The following is a 16,991-nucleotide window of genomic DNA, read 5'->3' as shown; positions in this document are numbered from 1 at the left end:
ACCCTCTCCCTGGTGACAATAGCTGCGTGGAACCACCCGATCCCATTCCGAACTCGGAAGTGAAACACGCACGCGCCGATGGTAGTGTGCATCTAGCATGCGAGAGTAGGTCATCGCCAGGGTTTTTACCCAAAGCCCCGCAGCCACAAGCTGCGGGGCTTTTCTTTTGTCTGGCGGTTGGTGGAATGGGCTCGGGTCCTGCGTCGGCACGTTTGGGCCCCGCCGCGGGCGGCAAGCTCTTTTCGGCGAATGTCCCCCGGCCTCCGCCGCAGGCGGATGCCTCCTCCTTTATTTCGCCGAAAAGACTTCCCGCCCTCGACGGGGCTCGGCTTTGGTGGGGAGGACGGCGGGCCTCAGCGCGGATCTTGCGGGTGTCGATTGCGTAGCGCTGGTCGCGGCCGGCGATGCTGGCTGCGGGTTCCTCAGCGGTGCCAACGCCTGGCTGAGATTTTAATCTCGCCCACGAAAAAGCCCGCCTTGCGGCGGGCTTTTTGTCAGGCTGGCGGTGCGTTTAACGCACCGGCCATGATCACTTGATCTTGCCTTCCTTGTACATCACGTGCTTGCGGACAACTGGGTCGTACTTCTTCATTTCCAGTTTGCCCGGGGTGTTTTTCTTGCTCTTGTCGGTGGTGTAGAAATGACCGGTACCGGCCGACGAATTCATGCGGATCTTGTCGCGCTTGGAAGCCATGGTTCGATCCTCCTCAGATCTTTTCGCCGCGCCTGCGCAGGTCGGCCAGGACGGTGTCGATGCCGTTCTTGTCGATCGTACGCAGACCCTTGGTGGAAACGCGCAGCTTCACCCAGCGGTTCTCGGAAGCAACCCAGAAGCGGCGCTCATGGAGGTTGGGGAGGAAAGTGCGGCGGGTTTTGTTCATTGCGTGCGAGACGTTGTTGCCGGTCGTCGTACGCTTGCCGGTGACTTGGCAGACTCGTGACATGAAGCACCTCGGTGGGTCGCGGAATATTCCGCATGGGGGCTCCCCTTGGCCAGGGAAGCGTCGGCCCCGCCGGCTGTGCGGATATCCACTCAGCGGCGCGCGATTCGGGAACGTTGCCGCGGATGCGGCGGGCTGTGCAGGCCGTCCCCTGGAATCGCGCTTCCGGAGGGCTGCCGTGCCGATCTTGTGAATCGGCGGGGCACAGTGAGCCGGGCATTATCACCCGGGGACAGCTCCGCACGCAAGTTGCAACTACTTTGTAGGAGCGCGCATGGCACGCTCCTATAGACGGTGTCAGATGTCGCGTGGTGTCAGGGGGCGTCGGCGGCGGCTTTGCTTTCGGCGATGAAGCTGCGGATCTGCTGCTCCAGCACTGGCAGCGGGACGGAGCCCAGACTCAGGACGGCGTGGTGGAAGGCGGGCAGGTCGAAGTCGGCGCCCAGGGCGGCCTCGGCTTCGTGGCGCAGCTCCCAGATCTTGAGTTCGCCCAGCTTGTAGCTCAGCGCCTGCGCGGGCCAGGAGATGTAGCGGTCGACCTCGGTGGTGACTTCGTGCTCGGACAGGGCGGTGTTGTCGCGCAGGAACGCGAGGGCCTGGTCGCGGCTCCAGCCCAGGTGGTGTACGCCGGTGTCGATCACCAGGCGGGCGGCGCGCCACATTTCGTAGGTCAGGCGGCCGAAGTCCTGGTAAGGGGTTTCGTAGATACCCATTTCCTTGCCCAGCTTCTCCACGTACAGGCCCCAGCCTTCGCCGTAGGCGGAGATGTAGCTGTTGCGGCGGAAGTCCGGCTGTTCGTCCTGCTCCAGCGCAAGAGCGGCCTGGAATGCGTGTCCGGGATCAGCTTCGTGAACGGTCAGGGCGGGCAGGTTGTACAGCGGGCGCGAAGGGAGATCGTAGGTGTTGAGCCAGTAGGTGCCGCGGCCGCCGCGGCCGGCGGTCCAGAACGGCGCGATGTCGTCCGGCACAGGGATGATGGTGAAGCGTCCGCGCGGCAGCGGGTCGAAGTAGCGGCCGATCACGGCGTCCACGCGCTTGGCGATCCAGGCGGCGTGGTTGAGCAGCTCCTGCGGAGTGTCGGCGTAGAACTGCGGGTCGGTGCGCAGGAAATGCAGGAAGGCGTCGAAGTCGCCTTCAAAGCCGGTGCCGGCGATCACTTCGTCCATTTCGGCGCGGATGCGGGCGACCTCTTCCAGGCCGATGTCGTGGATCTGCTGCGGTGTCAGGTCCAGGGTGGTGTATTCGCGGATCTGGGCGCGGTAGAACTCTTCGCCGCCGGGCATTGCCTCGGCGGCCAGGGTGGTGCGCGCCTGCGGCATGTATTCATCGCGGTAGAAGGTGAGCAGCGTGTCGAAGGCTGGGATCACCGCGTCGGCGATGGCGGCGCGGCCTTCATCGCGCAGAGCTTGCTGTTCGTCGGCGGGAATGGATGCCGGCATGCGCTCGTAGGGGCTCCACAGCGTGGCCTGCTCCGGGTCGGTCAGCTCCGCGACCGCGGCGATGGAGACATCGCGTCCGTCCAGTACCGCGCGCGGCACGCTGAATCCACGCGCCAGGCCAGCGCGCATGTTGTCGATCTGCTGGTCGAAATAGCGCGGCAGGTCACGCAGGCGCGCGGCGTAGGTGCGGTAGTCGTCGGCGTTGGCGAAAGTGCCGCGGGTCATGAAGCCCAGGTTCGCCCAGAACGAGCTGTCCGAGTTGAACGGCATCTCGTAGGCGCGCAGGCGTACGTTGGCGGCCAGCGCTTCCAGCTGGGGCCGGTACACGGCCAGGTTCACCTGGTTGTGTTCCGACAGCTGGGAGGCGTCGATGGCGTCGAGCTGGCCGAGCACGTCTTCCCACATGGCCAGCCGGCGTGCCTGGGCTTCGGGGCCCACGTCGGGCATGCGCCGGGCGCTTGAATCCGGGTCATCGTCTTCGCTGGCGGCGCGGCCGGCGTCGGCCTGGCGCCAGGCCCATTCCTTCTCGTAGATGGACTGGAAGGCGGTGTCGGCGTCGGAGGTCTGTGCCCAGGCGATGGGAGCGACGAGGGACAGGGCGAACAGCAAAAGGGCGGCGCGGATCGGCTTCACGGGTGTACGGTCCTTGATGGATCAGACCGGCAATCATCGCATTGCGGGGGCGAGGCGTCCTGTTACGGAAGTCCCGCGGTCGCGCATGGGTCACGCGGCTTCGCGCGCATGGCGCGCTCCTACGAGGGGCAGGGCCTAGGCGGAGGTCAGCCGCGTGCGCGCAGGCGCTCGAGCACGCCGTCGAGGGTGTCCAGGTCGGTGTAGTGGATGACCAGCCGGCCCTTGCCGCCGCGGCCGTGGGCGATGCTGACCTTGGCGCCGAGCGTTTCGGCCAGTTCGTTTTCAAGCGTGGCGATGTCGGCCTGCTGCGGCCGGGCCTTGCTTGTGGAGCGGCCGCGCTTGTTGGGCACCCGGCCTTCGGCGAACTGCTGGGCGCGGTGTTCCACCTCGCGCACCGACCAGCCGTGTTCGGCGGCTTCGGCGGCGAGCTTGCTGGCCAGGTCCGGGGCGAGGGTGAGCAGGGCGCGGGCATGGCCCATTTCCAGGCGCCGCTCCTGCAACAGCTTGCGGATTGCCGGCGGCAGTTCCAGCAGGCGCAGCAGGTTGGACACCGCCGCGCGCGAACGCCCCACCGCCTCGGCGGCCTGGGCGTGGGTGAGCATGAATTCCTCGATCAGCCGCGCCAGCGCCTGGGCTTCTTCCAGCGGATTGAGGTCTTCGCGCTGGATGTTCTCGATCAGTGCCATCGCGACCACGGTGCGATCGTCGACCTCGCGCACCACCGCCGGGATCTCGGTCAGTCCGGCCCGGCGCGAAGCACGCCAACGGCGCTCGCCGGCGATGATTTCCCAGGTGCGGCCGCTGCCCGAATGGATCGCGCGCACCACGATCGGCTGGATCACGCCCTGGGCCTTGATCGAATCGGCCAGCTCGTCCAGCTTGTCCTCGCTCATGGTCCGGCGTGGCTGGTACTTGCCTGGCGTCAGCGCGTCGATCGGCAGGGTCTGCAGGGTGTCGCCCGGGCCGGCTTCCAGCACCGGGGCGGTTTCGGCCGCCCTGGGGCCCAGCAATGCTTCCAGGCCGCGTCCCAGCCCGCGTTTCTTGGCAGGTGCCTTCTTCGCCTTGGGGGCGGTCATGCCGCTTTCTCCTTCTGGTCACGCTCGCGTTGGCGACGGATGATTTCTCCGGCCAGCCCGAGGTAGGCGATCGCGCCGCGCGAGGAACGGTCGTAGCCGACGATGCTCTGGCCGTGGCTGGGCGCTTCGGCCAGGCGCACGTTGCGCGGCACGATGGTGCGGAACACCTTGTCGCCGAAATGTTCGACCAGCTCGTTGGACACGGCGTTGGTCAGGTTGTTGCGCACGTCGAACATGGTCCGCAGCACGCCTTCGATCTCCAGCCCGGGGTTGAGCCGCGAGCGCACCGCCTCGATCGTCTCCATCAGCGCGCTGATCCCTTCCAGCGCGTAGTACTCGCACTGCATGGGCACCAGCACCGAATCGGCGGCGGTGAGCGCGTTGAGGGTGAGCAGCGACAGCGCCGGCGGGCAGTCGATGATGATGTAGTCATAGCGCGCGCGCAGCGGGTCGAGCGCCTGCTTGAGCCGCTGCTCGCGGTTCTCGGCCGCCATCAGCTCGATTTCGGCGGCGGTCAGGTCGGTGTTGCCGGGCAGCAGGTCGTAGCCTTCGGCGGTCTCGCTGATCGCATCTTCGCCACGCAGCTCGCCCAGCAACACATCGCAGGTGGAAGCCGGCAGGTCGCGCTTGTCCACGCCGCTGCCCATGGTGGCGTTGCCCTGGGCGTCCAGGTCCACCAGCAGCACACGCTTCGGCGTGCCTGCAAGCGCGGCGGCCAGGTTGACCGCGGTGGTGGTTTTCCCGACGCCGCCCTTCTGGTTGGCAATGGCAATGATGCGGGCCATGGGCTCCCCGGTCAGATGGTTGGATCCGGACCGCAGGATGGCGGGCCGGTCGATCATTATGCCCAAGTGCCGCGGCGGCGGAAGGGAGGCGTTGTCCGGCTTTCGTCTCAGCCCGGCGCATGGACCACCACCAGGTGCCGTTCCGCGGCCAGGCCCGGCACCTTGAGCGCAGTGATGTCGCCAACCTGCCAGCCCTCGGGCAGGGCGGCGATCTCATCGTCCGGGCGCACGCCCTTGAGGGCTAGCAGGCGGCCGCCGGGGCGTAGAAGGTGCCCGCCAACGGTGACGATGTCGGTCAGGGTGGCGAGGGCGCGTGCGGTGATGGCGTCGAACTGGCCCGGCAGGTCCAGGGCTTCGGCGCGACATTCGTGCACGGTGGCGTTGGACAGGCCCAGAGTGCGCACCGCCTGGCGCATGAAGCGGGCCTTCTTGCCGGCTGATTCCACCAGCTCCACCTGCAGCGAGGGCCGCGCCAGTGCCAGCGGGATTCCGGGCAGGCCGGCGCCCGCGCCCAGATCCGCCAGGCGGGACACGCCGTCCAGATAGGGCGCCAGGGCCAGCGAATCCAGCAGGTGCAGGGTCACCATTTCCTGCGGGTCGCGGATGGCGGTGAGGTTGTAGGTGCGGTTCCAGCGCACCAGCAGGGCTAGGTAATCCAGCAGCGGCTGTGCCAGGGCCGGATCCATGCCCAGCGTCGCCAGGCCGGAATCCAGAGAAGCGCGCAGGGTGGGGTCGAAAGAGTTGGTCATGACCCTATTGTAGGAGCCGGCGCCGCGGCTACGGCATCCGATGCCCGCCAGCCCGATGCCACGCCAGAGTAGCCAGGTAGTGGGGAGCCGGTTCAAAGGACTGCAGGGTCCAGTCCGCAGGCGCGCCCAGTTCCGGATCGCAGTCCAGCAGCACCAGGCGGTCGTCGCGCTCGCCGAACTCGAGCCGGTGCAGGCCAAAGGCGATGCCGCGCCCGTGGGCTTTGAGCATGGCCTCCTTCGCGCACCAGATGCGCACGAATACCGCTTCACGCAGGGGGCCGGACAGGCGCTGCAGCCAGTCGGCCTCCGACGGGCTGAAATAGCGCCGCGCCAGCTCCAGGGCGCGGGGTCGGGGGCGCGCCCACTCCAGGTCGCAGCCCAGACGCACGTGCTGACCCAGCGCCATCAGCAGTCCTTCGCCGCTGTGACTCCAACTGGTGTCGTGGCCATCGTGGGCGGGCGCCAGGCACGGCCGCCCGCGCGGGTCGCGGTCCAGCTGCAGCGCGTCGGCAGGCAGATCCAGCTGTTCCTGCAGCCATGTGCGCACCAGCGGCTCGGCGGCTTCACCGCGGCGGTAGGGCCGCCACGCGCAGCGGACACTTTCGAATTTGAGCTGGCCTGCAGTCAGGGACATGAAGGGTGCGATGGACGGGGCGGGGGCGTGGCAGCGTAAGCTATCGCGGTTCAGGCGTGGCCACGCCAGTAGTCCAACAGCATAGACATGTCCGCAGTCATCGACGATCCAGCCCGCGAACCAACCAGAGATTCAATCCGTTCCGATTCCGACCCCACACCGCTGGCGGTGGGCGATCCCGCGCGCCTGTTTGCGCTGGTGGGCGGACGTGAGGTGGGGCTGCAGGAATTCCTGGACCAGGCGCGCGCGGTGGCGGCGCTGCTACCCGAGGCCGGCCATGCAGTGAACCTGTGCGAGGACCGCTACCGGTTCCTGGTGGCGTTCTGTGCCGTGGCGATGCGCGGACAGACCACGCTCATGCCGCCCTCGCGCACGCCGGCGGCCATCAAGCAGGCGCGCAAGCGGTATCCGGACAGTTATTGCATTGGCGACGACCTGGGCTGCGGCTGTGGGCCGGCCGAAGCGGGCCACTACCTGCGCCTGTCCGATCCACTGCCCCGGCTGGAAGGGCCGGTGCCGCTGATCGATGGTGATGCGGTGGTCGCGATCGGCTTCACCTCCGGCAGCACCGGGGAGCCGGCCGCCAACGCCAAGACCTGGGGTTCGTTCGTCCGCAGCAGCGCGCAGAACATGGCCGCGCTGGAAGACCTGTGGCCGGCTGGTGACCAGCCGCAGCTGGTCGCAACGGTTCCGCCGCAGCACATGTATGGCATGGAAATGTCGGTGCTGCTGCCCCTGCTGGGCGGGGCGGCGGTGCATGCCGGGCGCCCGTTTTTCCCGGCCGACATCGCTGCCGCGCTGCGCGATCTTCCGGGCAACCGGGTGCTGGTGACCACGCCCGTGCACCTGCGCACGCTGGTTGAATCAGGGGCCGATCTGCCGCCGCTGCGCGGCATCGTCAGCGCCACCGCGCCGATGCCGCCGGAGCTGGCTGCCGCCGCCGAGGCGCGTTTCGACACCGAGGTGCGCGAGCTGTTCGGGTCCACCGAAACCTGCATCTTTGCCCGCCGCCGCACTTCCCGTGAGCAGGCCTGGACTCTGCTGCCCGGCGTGCAGCTGCAGCCGCGCCCGGATGGCACCGGGGTCCATGCGCCGCAGCTAGCCGAACCGGTGGTGCTCGCCGATCTGGTTGAGCTGCATGGACCAGGCCGCTTCAGCCTGCGCGGTCGCAGTGCCGACCTGCTGGAGGTGGCCGGGAAAAGGGCGTCGCTGGGCGAGCTGACCCGACAGCTGCTGGCCATCCCCGGTGTGCACGATGGCGTGGTGCTGCAGCTGGGCGAGGAGGGCGCGGGCGGGGTGCGCCGGATTGCCGCGGTCGTGGTTGCCCCCGGCCTTGACGAACGCGCCATCCTGGCCGCGTTGCGATGCGTGGTGGATCCTGTCTTCCTGCCGCGCCGCCTGCGGCTGGTGCTGTCCCTGCCGCGCAACGAGACCGGAAAACTGCCCCGCACCGCGCTGTTGGAATTACTGGCGTCTCAGTAAAGCACCCGCGTGCGCAGGGTGCCGGGGATCGCGGCCAGTGCCGCACGCAGTTCGGCCGCCTGCTCCTCGCTGGCGCTCACGTCGATCACCACGTAACCCACCTTGGCGTCGGTGCGCAGGTACTGGCCGTCGATGTTGATTCCGCGCCCGCTGAACACCTCGTTGGTCTGCGACAGCACGCCGGGCACGTTGCGGTGGATGTGCAGGATCCGGCGGCTGCCCTCATGACCCGGCAGCGCCACCTCGGGGAAGTTCACCGCCGACAGGGTGGAACCGTTGTCGCTGTAGCGGATCAGCTTGGCCGCCACTTCCACGCCGATGTTGTCCTGCGCCTCCAGCGTGCTGCCGCCCACGTGCGGGGTGAGCAGCACGTTGTCCAATCCGCGCAGCGGTGATTCGAACTGCTCGTCCTGGCCCTTCGGCTCCACCGGAAAAACATCCACCGCCGCGCCGCCCAGGTGACCACTGCGCAGCGCTTCGGCCAGCGCATCCACATCGACCACGCTGCCGCGCGAGGCATTGATCAGGTGCGCGCCCGGGCGCATGCGCGCGATCTGCGCCTGGCCAATGAGGTTGCGGGTGCCCGGGGTCTCGGGCACGTGCAGGCTGACCATGTCGCTGCGGGCCAGCAGGTCATCCAGGCTGGCGGCGGTGCGAGCGTTGCCCAGTGACAGCTTGGTCTCGATGTCGTGGAACAGCACCTGCATGCCCAGCGCTTCCGCCATCAGGCCCACCTGGGTGCCGATGTGGCCATAGCCCACGATGCCCAGCGTCTTGCCGCGCACCTCGTGGCTGCCGTCGGCGTTCTTCGACCAGCCGCCGCGGTGGCATTCGGCATTGCGGCGCGGGACGCCGCGCATCAGCATGATGGTCTGGCCGATCACCAGCTCGGCCACGCTGCGGGTGTTGGAATAGGGCGCGTTGAACACCGGAATACCGGCCAGCTGGGCCGCTTCCAGGTCCACCTGGTTTGTGCCGATGCAGAAACAGCCGATCGCGATCAGCTTGCGCGCCTCGGCCAGCACCTCGGCATCAAGCTGGGTGCGCGAGCGGATGCCCACCAGGTGGGCGCTGGCGATGGCTTCCTTCAATGCATCGCCCGACAGGGACTTGTCGCGCGCATCGACCAGGCTGTAGCCGGCCCCGTGGAAGGCATCGACGGCGCTCTGGCTGACGCCTTCCAGCAGCAGCACGCGGATGTCCTGCCTGGGAAAAGAGGTCCTGGTCATGGTCGGAATACGGCGGCAGCGGGACAGGGGATGCACTATGCTTGCCCTGACGCTGCACCGCAACATTTGACGGTGGCGGAGGAACTGACGAGTCCTGATGAACGCTTCGATCGTTGAAAGCCTGCGCCGTGCGGTCCCCGGCCTGCTGTTGAAGACCGCACCGGCGGACCTGGAACACTACGGCCGTGACTGGACCCGGCGCTGGCCGCCCGCCCCGCTGGCGATTGCCCTGCCGGACAGCGTTGAGCAGGTCCAGGCCGTAGTGCGTTGGGCCAATGAGCAGCGCGTGGCGATCGTGCCTTCCGGTGGACGCACCGGGCTGTCCGGTGGCGCGGTGGCCGCCAACGGTGAGCTGGTGGTCAGCGTGGAGCGCATGAGCCGCGTGCTGGGCTTTAATGCGGTCGATCAGACCCTCACCGTGCAGCCGGGGATGGTGCTGCAGGCCGTGCATGACGCCGTGCAGGAGCACGGGCTGGCGTATCCGGTCGATTTCGGTGCGCGGGGCTCATGCACCATCGGCGGCAACATCGCCACCAATGCGGGCGGCATCCGGGTGATCCGCCACGGCAATACCCGCGACTGGATCGCCGGGTTGAAGATCGTCACCGGCAGCGGCGAACTGCTCGATCTCGGTCGCAGCCTGGTCAAGGACGCCAGCGGCTACGACCTGAGTCAGCTGGTGATCGGCTCGGAGGGGACGCTCGGCATCGTGGTCGAGGCCACGCTGAAGCTCACCGATCCAGCGCCCCCGGCGCAGACCATGCTGCTGGCGGTGCCGTCGTTCGATGTGCTGATGGACGTGTTCGCCCTGTTCCGGTCGCGCCTGAAATTGCAGGCGTTTGAATTCCTCACCGATCGCGGCCTGCACCACGTGCTGGAGCACGGCGGAACCAATCCGTTCGACGTTGTGCATCCCTGGTACGTGCTGACCGAGTACGACGCCGTTGGCGAGGCGGATGAAGCCGCCGCACTGGCCGTGTTCGAACACGCGGCCGAGCGCGGCTGGGTGCTGGACGGGGTGATCGCCGCCAGCCATGAGCAGGCCGGTCAGCTGTGGCGCCTGCGCGAGGGCATCACCGAGGCAACTGCGCGCTGGCGCCCGTACAAGAACGACGTCTCGGTGCGGGTGGCCGCCATGCCCGCGTTCCTGGCCGAGGCCCAGGCCCTGCTGGGTGAGGCCTATCCGGATTTCGACGTGGTCTGGTTCGGGCATATCGGCGACGGCAACCTGCACATCAACATCCTGCAGCCGGAGGGTCTGGAGGATGCCGAGTTCATGCGCCGCTGCGCCCACGTGACCGAACTGCTGGCCAGCGTACTGCAGCGCCACGGCGGCAGCATCTCGGCCGAACACGGGGTGGGGCTGTTGAAGAAAGCCTACCTTGGCAGCAGCCGCACTGATGCCGAAGTGGCGTTGATGCGCAGCATCCGCAGTGCCTTCGACCCCAACGGGCTCATGAACCCCGGCAAGATTTTCGACTGACCCAACCGTCCGTGTAGGAGCGCGCCATGCGCGCGAAGCCGCGTGACGATTGATTTGCCGGGGCGGTCCGGCGGGTCAGCGCCTGTCAGGACACGCAGGCAAGTACGTCCATGTACGCTTGTCGGCGACGTCCATGTCGCCGACAGTCCTGACAGGCGCTGACCCACCGGGCCCTCAACGATGTGGCGATCTGCGAGGAACAGAATTCACGCGGCTTCGCGCGCATGGCGCGCTCCTACAGAAGGGGCACTAGCCGATCTGCACCCATGCCGGGGCGTGGTCGCTGGGGCGTTCCCAGGTGCGGGTGTCGCGGTCGATGCCGGACGCCACGGCGCGATCCTTCAGCGCATCGGACACCAGGGTCAGGTCGATGCGCAGGCCCATGTCGCGACGGAATGCCGCCTGGCGGTAGTCCCACCAGCTGAAGATCCCGCCCTCGTCATGGTGCAGGCGGAACGCATCGTGCAGGCCCAGGTCCATCAGGCGCTTCAGATGGGTGCGTTCGGCGGCGGAGGTGAGGATATGGCTGTCGTCCCATTTTTCCGGGTCGTACACGTCGCGGTCGTCGGGCGCGATGTTGAAGTCACCCATCACCACCATCTCCGGATGGACCTTGATTTCGGCAGCCACCCACGCGTACACCGCATCCAGCCAGCGCATCTTGTAGGCGTACTTGTCGGTGCCCACGTCCTGGCCGTTGACCACGTAGAGGTTGATGATGCGGATGCCGTTGACCGTGGCGGCGATCACCCGCTTCTGGTCGTCCTCGAAGCCGGGGATACCCATCTGCACATCGGTGATGTCATGGCCGCGGGTCAGGATCGCCACGCCGTTGTAGGTCTTCTGGCCGTGGAACACGTTGCGCCAGCCCATCTCGTCCAGCACCGCGGCAGGAAAGCGGTCATCGTCGAGCTTGGTCTCCTGCAGCCCGACCACATCGGGCACGGATTCCTCAAGCCAGCGTTGCAGGTGCGGCAGGCGCACGTTGAGGGAGTTCACGTTCCAGCTGGCGATTTTCACAGACGATCCTTGGTGCAGGGGAGCAGGGATTGTAGGCAACTGTGCGAAAGGGTACTCAGCGGATCAGTCCGCGTATCAGCCCGTCGATCCGCGCATACGGAGGCTTGAGCAGGTCGCTGGCGGCGCGGCGGCGCTGCCACAGGATCGGCAATGCCTTGGTCATGGCGTCGAAGCCGGCGCGGCCGTGGTAGGCGCCCATGCCGCTGGCGCCGACGCCGCCAAAGGGCAGCGCACCGGCGGTGAAGTGCAGCAGGGCGTCGTTGACGGTGACGCCGCCGGCCAGGCAGTGGTGCAGGATGCGATCAACCACCGCGCGGTCGTGGCTGAAGGGGTACAGCGCCAGCGGCCGGTCGCCGGCGGCGACGTGGCCGATGGCTTCCTCCAGCGTCGAGTAGCCGATGACCGGCAGGATCGGGCCGAAGATCTCTTCGCGCATGACCTCGGCATCCCCGTCGGGCTGCACGATCACCGTGGGCGGGAACGCGCGTTCTCCCTGTACTTCGGCCAGCTGCAGCACTTCAAGACCGCGCTGCCGGGCGTCTTCGACATACCCCTGCAGACGGTCGAACTGGGACTGGCTGACGATGCGGGTGAAGTCGCTGGCTGGATCGGTGGCGTAGCGCGCGGCCGTCTCGCGGCGCAGCGCTTCGATGAGCGCATCACGGCGGTCGGCATCCACCAGCACGTAGTCCGGGGCGATGCAGGTCTGGCCGGCGTTGAACCACTTGCCCGTCGCCAGCCGCGTCGCGGCGCGTTCGATCGGGAAGTCCGCGCACACGATCGCCGGCGACTTGCCGCCCAGCTCCAAGGTGAGTGGAGTCAGGTGTTCCGCCGCGGCCGCCATCACCTTGCGCCCGACGGCGGTGGAGCCGGTGAACACCAGGTGGTCGAAAGGAAGCGCTGCAAACGCCGCGCCGATGTCCGCGCCGCCGGTGGCGACGGCCACCCGCTCGGCGGGGAACACTTCGCCCAGCAGATCGGCCAGGAACTCCGACGTGCGCGGCGTGTGCTCGGACGGTTTAAGGAAGGCGTGGTTGCCGGCGGCAATCGCGGTGGCCAGCGGGATCAGGGCCAGATTGACCGGGTAGTTCCACGGTGAGATCACCCCGACCACGCCGACCGGCACGTGGCGGACTTCGGCCCGCGCCGGCCACAGCCGCCAGCCGGCACCGACCCGGTGCGGCCGCATCCAGCCGGGCAGTTCGCGGCGCAGACGGTCGATCTCTGTCACCACGGTCATGCCGTCGGCGAGCAGTGATTCATGCACCGAGCGTTGACCGAAGTCGGCGGAGATCGCCGCGGCCATCTCCTCCAACCGCGGCTTGAACGCAGCCCGCAGACGGGCCAGATCGTCCAGCCGTTGGGCGCGGTCCGGCTTGCTCGCATGCCAGGCCTCGCGCAGACGATCCAGCGTGATGTGCAACTCACTCATCCAGCGAGTCTAGTAGGAGCGCGCCATGCGCGCGAAGCCGCGTGACATCAATCCGTGCCACGGGGCCTCGGCCAGATCATCGTGACCGAAGAGTCCCCGCAAATCATGATTCACGCGGCTTCGCGCGCATGGCGCGCTCCTACCGGATATGCTTTCGGGTATGAATATCAGACCGTATAAAGACAAGGTCCCGGCGCTCGGCGAGCGCGTTTACATTGATCCGTCCGCGACCGTCATCGGTGACGTGACCCTGGCCGACGACGTGTCGATCTGGCCAGGCACGGTGATCCGGGGCGATGTGAATCATGTGCGCATCGGTGCGCGTACCAACATCCAGGACGGCAGCGTGATCCATGTCAGCCATGCCGGCCCGCATACGAGGCTGGACGGCTATCCGACCATCATCGGCGCCGATGTGACCGTCGGCCACAAGGCGGTGGTGCATGCGTGCAGCGTTGGTGACGGCGCGCTGATCGGGATGGGTGCGTTGATCCTGGATGGCGCGGTGATTGGCAAGCACGCCTTCGTCGGTGCCGGTGCGCTGGTCGCCCCGGGCAAGAAGATCGGCGAGGGCGAGCTGTGGGTTGGCAGCCCGGCGCGCCGGGTACGCAAGCTCAGCGATGCGGAGATCGAAGGACTGATCTACAGCGCCGGGCACTATGTGCGCCTGAAGGACGAATACCTCGCCGGCTTCTCCGCATAGGATCCAATCGCCCGTGTAGGAGCGCGCCATGCGCGCGAAGCCGCGTGAATCCGGCTCCCGGCAGATAGCCGCCAACACGAGGGAGCGGTGGGCCCATCCCCGGTCAGGACTGTCGGCGCCATGGACGGCGCCGGCAAGCGTACATGGACGTATTCACAGCGGGTCCTGACCGGGGATGGGCCCACCGGTCCGCCCGGGCGGCGCCGGAAATAACTTCCTGACGATGCAGCGGGACCACAATCAATGTCACGCGGCTTCGCGCGCATGGCGCGCTCCTACACCGGCAGGTGGCGCGGTCAGTCGGCGGTGATTAGGGTGGCCTGGCGCTGTCGCAGGGTGGCGTAGACGGGGTTGGTGTCGGGGCGAACGCCGTGCCAGTAGTTGAAGCTTTCGGCGGCCTGTTCGACCAGCATGCCCAACCCGTCGATCACGTGGTCGGCGCGCAGGGCGCGGGCCCAGGACAGGAACGGGATCGCCACCTCGCCGTAATTCAGATCCACGCAGACGCAGCGGTTGCCCACCAGTCCCATCGGCAGCGATGGGAGGCCGGCGCCGCGTGCGGCCGAAGTGGCCTGGATGATCAGGGTGAACTCGCCCAGCTTGCCCATGTCGTCGAAATAGCGCGGATGCACGCGTTCCGGTTGTCCCATGGCATCGGCCAGCGCGTCCGCCCGTTCCGGTGTGCGGTTGACCACGTACAGGTCGCCGATACCGGCATCCAGCAGTGCCGGTGCCACGCCGCGCGCCGCGCCGCCGGCGCCGATCAGCAGCACCCGGCGGCCACGCAGGTCGAGCCCGTTGCGCTCGGTGAGATCGCGCACCAGGCCGCGGCCGTCAGTGTTCAGACCCAGCCAGCCGTTGTCGCGCCGCACCAGGGTATTGACCGAGCCGGCGCGGCGGGCGTGCTCGCCGAGTTCGTCGCAAAGCGCCGCGGCCTGCTGCTTCAGCGGCAGGGTGATGTTGGCTCCCGCACCGCCGTCCTCGGCGAAGCGTGCCAGCAGTTCGGGGAACTGCTCGGGCAGCGCGTCGATGGCGTCGTAGTGCATGACGATCCCGCGATCGCGGGCGAAGGCGGCGTGGATCGTCGGCGACAGCGTGTGGGCCACGGGGTGGCCGAACAGCGCATAGCGGGCGAAGGCGTCGGGGCTGGTACTCATGGCGGACCTCCCTGCACTGGTCGCTTGAGTCTACTCCCGTGGGCAGTTTGTCGGGTTTCCCCGCGAACCATGAGTCACGCGGCTTCGCGCGCATGGCGCGCTCCTACAGGTCGATGTCGTAGGTCGGCCCTACGTGGCCGACGGGGCAAGGGCGAAGGGTCAGCGCTCTTCGCGCAGCCAGCGGGCGGCGTCGGGGGCGAAGTAGGTGAGCACGCCATCGGCGCCGGCGCGCTTGAACGCGACCAGCGCTTCCATCGCGCAGGCGCGCTCGTCCAGCCAGCCGTTGGCGGCGGCGGCCTTGAGCATCGCGTACTCGCCGCTGACCTGATAGGCGAAGGTCGGCACGCCGAAGGTGTCGCGCACCTGGCGGATCACGTCCAGGTACGGCATGCCGGGCTTGACCATCACCATGTCGGCGCCTTCCTGCAGGTCCAGCTCCACCTCGCGCAGGGCTTCCTCGCCGTTGGCGGGGTCCATCTGGTATGTGCGCTTGTCGGCGTTGCCCAGCGCCGCCGCCGAGCCGACCGCGTCGCGGAACGGACCGTAGAACGCGCTGGCGTACTTGGCCGAGTACGCCATGATCCGGGTGTGGATGTGGCCTTCGGCCTCCAGCGCGTCGCGGATGGCGCCAATACGCCCGTCCATCATGTCGCTGGGGGCAATCACGTCGGCGCCAGCCTCGGCGTGGGACAGGGCCTGCTTCACCAGCACTTCGACCGTTTCGTCATTGAGCACGTAGCCGGTGTCGTCCAGCAAACCGTCCTGGCCGTGGGCGGTGTAGGGATCCAGTGCGGCGTCGGTGATCAAGCCGAGCTCCGGGAAGCGCTGCTTGAGCGCCCGCAGCGCACGCTGCACCAGCCCGTCCGGATCCCAGGCCGCGGCCGCGTCGAGCGACTTGGCGTCCGGCGCGGTCACCGGAAACAGGGCCAGCGCCGGGATCTTCAGTTCGCAGGCCTGTTCGCCCAGACGCAGCAATTCGTCGATCGATACCCGCTCCACGCCAGGCATGGACGGCACCGGTTCGCGCCCCTCGGGCTCGTGCACGAATACCGGCCAGATCAGGTCGTTGGTGGTCAGCACATGCTCGCGCATGAGCCGGCGGGAGAAGTCATCGCGGCGCATCCGGCGCGGACGGATCGGGAGTCTGTTCATCCCACCATTCTACGACGCGATGGCTGTACGGGCCCGGTGCAGCGCGGTTTCAACCATGCACGCCGTCGATTTCCACCGCCAGTTCGCGCCGGCAGATGGCAGCGTGAAGGACGATGCGCGGCACCTGGTCGCCGAAGCGCTCTTCCAGGGCCCGGGTAACCACCGGCATGTCTTCACGGTCACGCACGTACACCTTCAGCCGGGTGCCGGCACCGAAGCGGGCCGGCAGCTCCGGGCGGCTGCGTCGGGCCGAAGCCAGCAGCGCATCGAAATTGGCGAAGGTCTCTTCCAGCTGGGCCAGCAGCTGGCCTTCATGCTGCGAGGCGTGGCCCACGATGGCCGCAGTGCCGGACAACAGCAGCGGGATTTCGGCGCTTTCAGCCGGCAGCATGGCCCGGGCAAAGCTGGGCGGCTGCGGGCCGTATTGGCGCGGATAGCGGTAGGCGCTGATCTGGCGCGGGTTTTCCACCGGCGTGCCGGGCGCGGCGGCCGAGAGCCAGTACATCTGCAGGATCCGCGCGCCATCGTAGCGGCCGATGCCGGTGGCGGCGGGCAGCCGGTCGGGATCGAAACTGCCCATGCCGTCCGCGCGGCCCAGGCAGAACTGGCGATAGCGCTCCTCATCGCCTTCGCCCAGGGTGATCGCATCGAGGTAGTTCCAGATCCGCAGCATGTGCGGGGTGGCGCTGGCTGCCACGTGACGGCCCAGGGCCTGGTAGCCGTGACGTGCGGCCTGGGTGATGCCGATGCCGGCCTCGTCCACCTCGATGACGCCGAACGAAAGCCGGCCGTCGGACGCCCAGGTGATATCGCCCTCGCGGCCGTGGCGGACCGGTGCGTCGGTGCGCCACACCTCCAGCGGCGCTTCGCCCCAGGGTTCCAGCGGAATACGCAGATAGCGCGGATCGTCACAGCGCGGCGCCTGGCTGCCGAAGCCGAACACGGCCAGCACACCCGGATCGGCCAGTACGGCCTCCGGCGCTTGGCCGTCGACGTAGTCCACGCGCAGCTGTGCGCCCGGTCCGCCTGTCTGTTGCTGCGCATCACGCGCCGATTGCACCTGCTGGTTCAACATT

16 protein-coding genes and 1 rRNA gene are annotated in these 16,991 nt (G+C 67.9%); 4 read left to right on the top strand and 13 right to left on the bottom strand.

Translation table 11 applies throughout. The annotated features are described in order from the left end of the window. Positions 1-8 precede the first annotated feature (8 nt). Positions 9-122: ribosomal RNA gene (gene rrf, locus WCE59_RS13605) — 5S ribosomal RNA — on the top strand. 407 nt (positions 123-529) lie between these two features. On the opposite strand, the gene rpmG is transcribed toward rrf, so the two are convergent. From rpmG to WCE59_RS13570, 7 genes are all read right to left on the bottom strand, one after another. Beyond that, positions 530-694, bottom strand: a complete 165-nt coding sequence (rpmG, locus tag WCE59_RS13600) for a 50S ribosomal protein L33 (protein ID WP_343259313.1) — start codon at positions 692-694, stop codon at positions 530-532. 13 nt (positions 695-707) lie between these two features. Continuing rightward, entirely contained in the window at positions 708-944 is a 237-nt protein-coding gene (gene rpmB, locus WCE59_RS13595) for a 50S ribosomal protein L28 (RefSeq protein WP_343259312.1), read from the bottom strand. 311 nt (positions 945-1,255) lie between these two features. Continuing rightward, on the bottom strand, positions 1,256-3,013 hold the full coding sequence (locus WCE59_RS13590) for a DUF885 domain-containing protein (protein ID WP_449284178.1): 1,758 nt from the start codon (positions 3,011-3,013) through the stop codon (positions 1,256-1,258). A gap of 146 nt (positions 3,014-3,159) precedes the next feature. Continuing rightward, complete coding sequence (locus WCE59_RS13585; protein WP_343259311.1) at positions 3,160-4,089, bottom strand: ParB/RepB/Spo0J family partition protein; 930 nt, start codon at positions 4,087-4,089, stop codon at positions 3,160-3,162. After that, complete coding sequence (locus WCE59_RS13580; RefSeq protein WP_343259310.1) at positions 4,086-4,874, bottom strand: ParA family protein; 789 nt, start codon at positions 4,872-4,874, stop codon at positions 4,086-4,088. The genes WCE59_RS13585 and WCE59_RS13580 overlap by 4 nt, the downstream gene beginning before the upstream one ends. Positions 4,875-4,981: 107 nt before the next feature. Next, positions 4,982-5,623, bottom strand: coding sequence for a 16S rRNA (guanine(527)-N(7))-methyltransferase RsmG (rsmG, locus tag WCE59_RS13575; RefSeq protein WP_343259309.1), 642 nt, complete (start codon positions 5,621-5,623; stop codon positions 4,982-4,984). A 28-nt stretch (positions 5,624-5,651) separates the two neighbouring features. Continuing rightward, on the bottom strand, positions 5,652-6,257 hold the full coding sequence (locus WCE59_RS13570) for a 4'-phosphopantetheinyl transferase family protein (protein WP_343259308.1): 606 nt from the start codon (positions 6,255-6,257) through the stop codon (positions 5,652-5,654). 87 nt (positions 6,258-6,344) lie between these two features. On the opposite strand from WCE59_RS13570, the gene WCE59_RS13565 reads away from it, so the two are divergent. Beyond that, positions 6,345-7,739, top strand: a complete 1,395-nt coding sequence (locus tag WCE59_RS13565; RefSeq protein WP_343259307.1) for an AMP-binding protein — start codon at positions 6,345-6,347, stop codon at positions 7,737-7,739. Here WCE59_RS13565 and serA read toward each other — a convergent pair. Beyond that, positions 7,733-8,968 (bottom strand): phosphoglycerate dehydrogenase, encoded by a 1,236-nt coding sequence (serA, locus tag WCE59_RS13560; protein WP_343259306.1) that lies wholly within the window; start codon positions 8,966-8,968, stop codon positions 7,733-7,735. The genes WCE59_RS13565 and serA overlap by 7 nt on opposite strands. A gap of 97 nt (positions 8,969-9,065) precedes the next feature. On the opposite strand from serA, the gene WCE59_RS13555 reads away from it, so the two are divergent. Further along, positions 9,066-10,451, top strand: a complete 1,386-nt coding sequence (locus WCE59_RS13555; RefSeq protein ID WP_343259305.1) for an FAD-binding oxidoreductase — start codon at positions 9,066-9,068, stop codon at positions 10,449-10,451. Between the two features lie 249 nt (positions 10,452-10,700). Here WCE59_RS13555 and xth read toward each other — a convergent pair whose 3' ends face one another. Beyond that, entirely contained in the window at positions 10,701-11,471 is a 771-nt protein-coding gene (gene xth / locus WCE59_RS13550) for an exodeoxyribonuclease III (RefSeq protein ID WP_343259304.1), read from the bottom strand. 55 nt (positions 11,472-11,526) lie between these two features. Further along, a complete protein-coding gene (locus WCE59_RS13545) occupies positions 11,527-12,903 on the bottom strand; it encodes a coniferyl aldehyde dehydrogenase (RefSeq protein WP_343259303.1) in 1,377 nt (458 codons plus the stop codon). A 160-nt stretch (positions 12,904-13,063) separates the two neighbouring features. Here WCE59_RS13545 and WCE59_RS13540 point away from each other — a divergent pair, with 160 nt between their 5' ends. Further along, complete coding sequence (locus WCE59_RS13540; RefSeq protein ID WP_343259302.1) at positions 13,064-13,606, top strand: gamma carbonic anhydrase family protein; 543 nt, start codon at positions 13,064-13,066, stop codon at positions 13,604-13,606. A 296-nt stretch (positions 13,607-13,902) separates the two neighbouring features. Here the strand turns inward: WCE59_RS13540 and aroE are convergent, their stop codons facing one another. From aroE to WCE59_RS13525, 3 genes are all read right to left on the bottom strand, one after another. Next, positions 13,903-14,763 (bottom strand): shikimate dehydrogenase, encoded by an 861-nt coding sequence (gene aroE / locus WCE59_RS13535; RefSeq protein ID WP_343259301.1) that lies wholly within the window; start codon positions 14,761-14,763, stop codon positions 13,903-13,905. Between the two features lie 159 nt (positions 14,764-14,922). Continuing rightward, entirely contained in the window at positions 14,923-15,915 is a 993-nt protein-coding gene (hemB, locus tag WCE59_RS13530; protein ID WP_343259300.1) for a porphobilinogen synthase, read from the bottom strand. A 49-nt stretch (positions 15,916-15,964) separates the two neighbouring features. Continuing rightward, positions 15,965-16,990 (bottom strand): chorismate transformation enzyme, FkbO/Hyg5 family, encoded by a 1,026-nt coding sequence (locus WCE59_RS13525; RefSeq protein WP_343259299.1) that lies wholly within the window; start codon positions 16,988-16,990, stop codon positions 15,965-15,967. Position 16,991 lies beyond the last annotated feature (1 nt).

It is taken from the genome of Luteimonas qiangzhengi (genome assembly GCF_039548515.1).
Taxonomy (GTDB): Bacteria; Pseudomonadota; Gammaproteobacteria; order Xanthomonadales; family Xanthomonadaceae; genus Luteimonas.
Note: the sequence above shows the minus strand (reverse complement) of the source record. Positions and strands in the feature narration are given on the sequence as shown.

Bases quoted from the DNA above. Each gene is read 5' to 3' on its own strand.
- rpmG (WP_343259313.1), bottom strand. From the start codon at position 694: ATGGCTTCCAAGCGCGACAAGATCCGCATGAATTCGTCGGCCGGTACC.
- rpmB (WP_343259312.1), bottom strand. From the start codon at position 944: ATGTCACGAGTCTGCCAAGTCACCGGCAAGCGTACGACGACCGGCAAC.
- WCE59_RS13585 (WP_343259311.1), bottom strand. From the start codon at position 4,089: ATGACCGCCCCCAAGGCGAAGAAGGCACCTGCCAAGAAACGCGGGCTG.
- WCE59_RS13580 (WP_343259310.1), bottom strand. From the start codon at position 4,874: ATGGCCCGCATCATTGCCATTGCCAACCAGAAGGGCGGCGTCGGGAAA.
- rsmG (WP_343259309.1), bottom strand. From the start codon at position 5,623: ATGACCAACTCTTTCGACCCCACCCTGCGCGCTTCTCTGGATTCCGGC.
- WCE59_RS13570 (WP_343259308.1), bottom strand. From the start codon at position 6,257: ATGTCCCTGACTGCAGGCCAGCTCAAATTCGAAAGTGTCCGCTGCGCG.
- WCE59_RS13565 (WP_343259307.1), top strand. From the start codon at position 6,345: ATGTCCGCAGTCATCGACGATCCAGCCCGCGAACCAACCAGAGATTCA.
- serA (WP_343259306.1), bottom strand. From the start codon at position 8,968: ATGACCAGGACCTCTTTTCCCAGGCAGGACATCCGCGTGCTGCTGCTG.
- WCE59_RS13555 (WP_343259305.1), top strand. From the start codon at position 9,066: ATGAACGCTTCGATCGTTGAAAGCCTGCGCCGTGCGGTCCCCGGCCTG.
- WCE59_RS13545 (WP_343259303.1), bottom strand. From the start codon at position 12,903: ATGAGTGAGTTGCACATCACGCTGGATCGTCTGCGCGAGGCCTGGCAT.
- WCE59_RS13540 (WP_343259302.1), top strand. From the start codon at position 13,064: ATGAATATCAGACCGTATAAAGACAAGGTCCCGGCGCTCGGCGAGCGC.
- aroE (WP_343259301.1), bottom strand. From the start codon at position 14,763: ATGAGTACCAGCCCCGACGCCTTCGCCCGCTATGCGCTGTTCGGCCAC.
- hemB (WP_343259300.1), bottom strand. From the start codon at position 15,915: ATGAACAGACTCCCGATCCGTCCGCGCCGGATGCGCCGCGATGACTTC.
- WCE59_RS13525 (WP_343259299.1), bottom strand. From the start codon at position 16,990: ATGTTGAACCAGCAGGTGCAATCGGCGCGTGATGCGCAGCAACAGACA.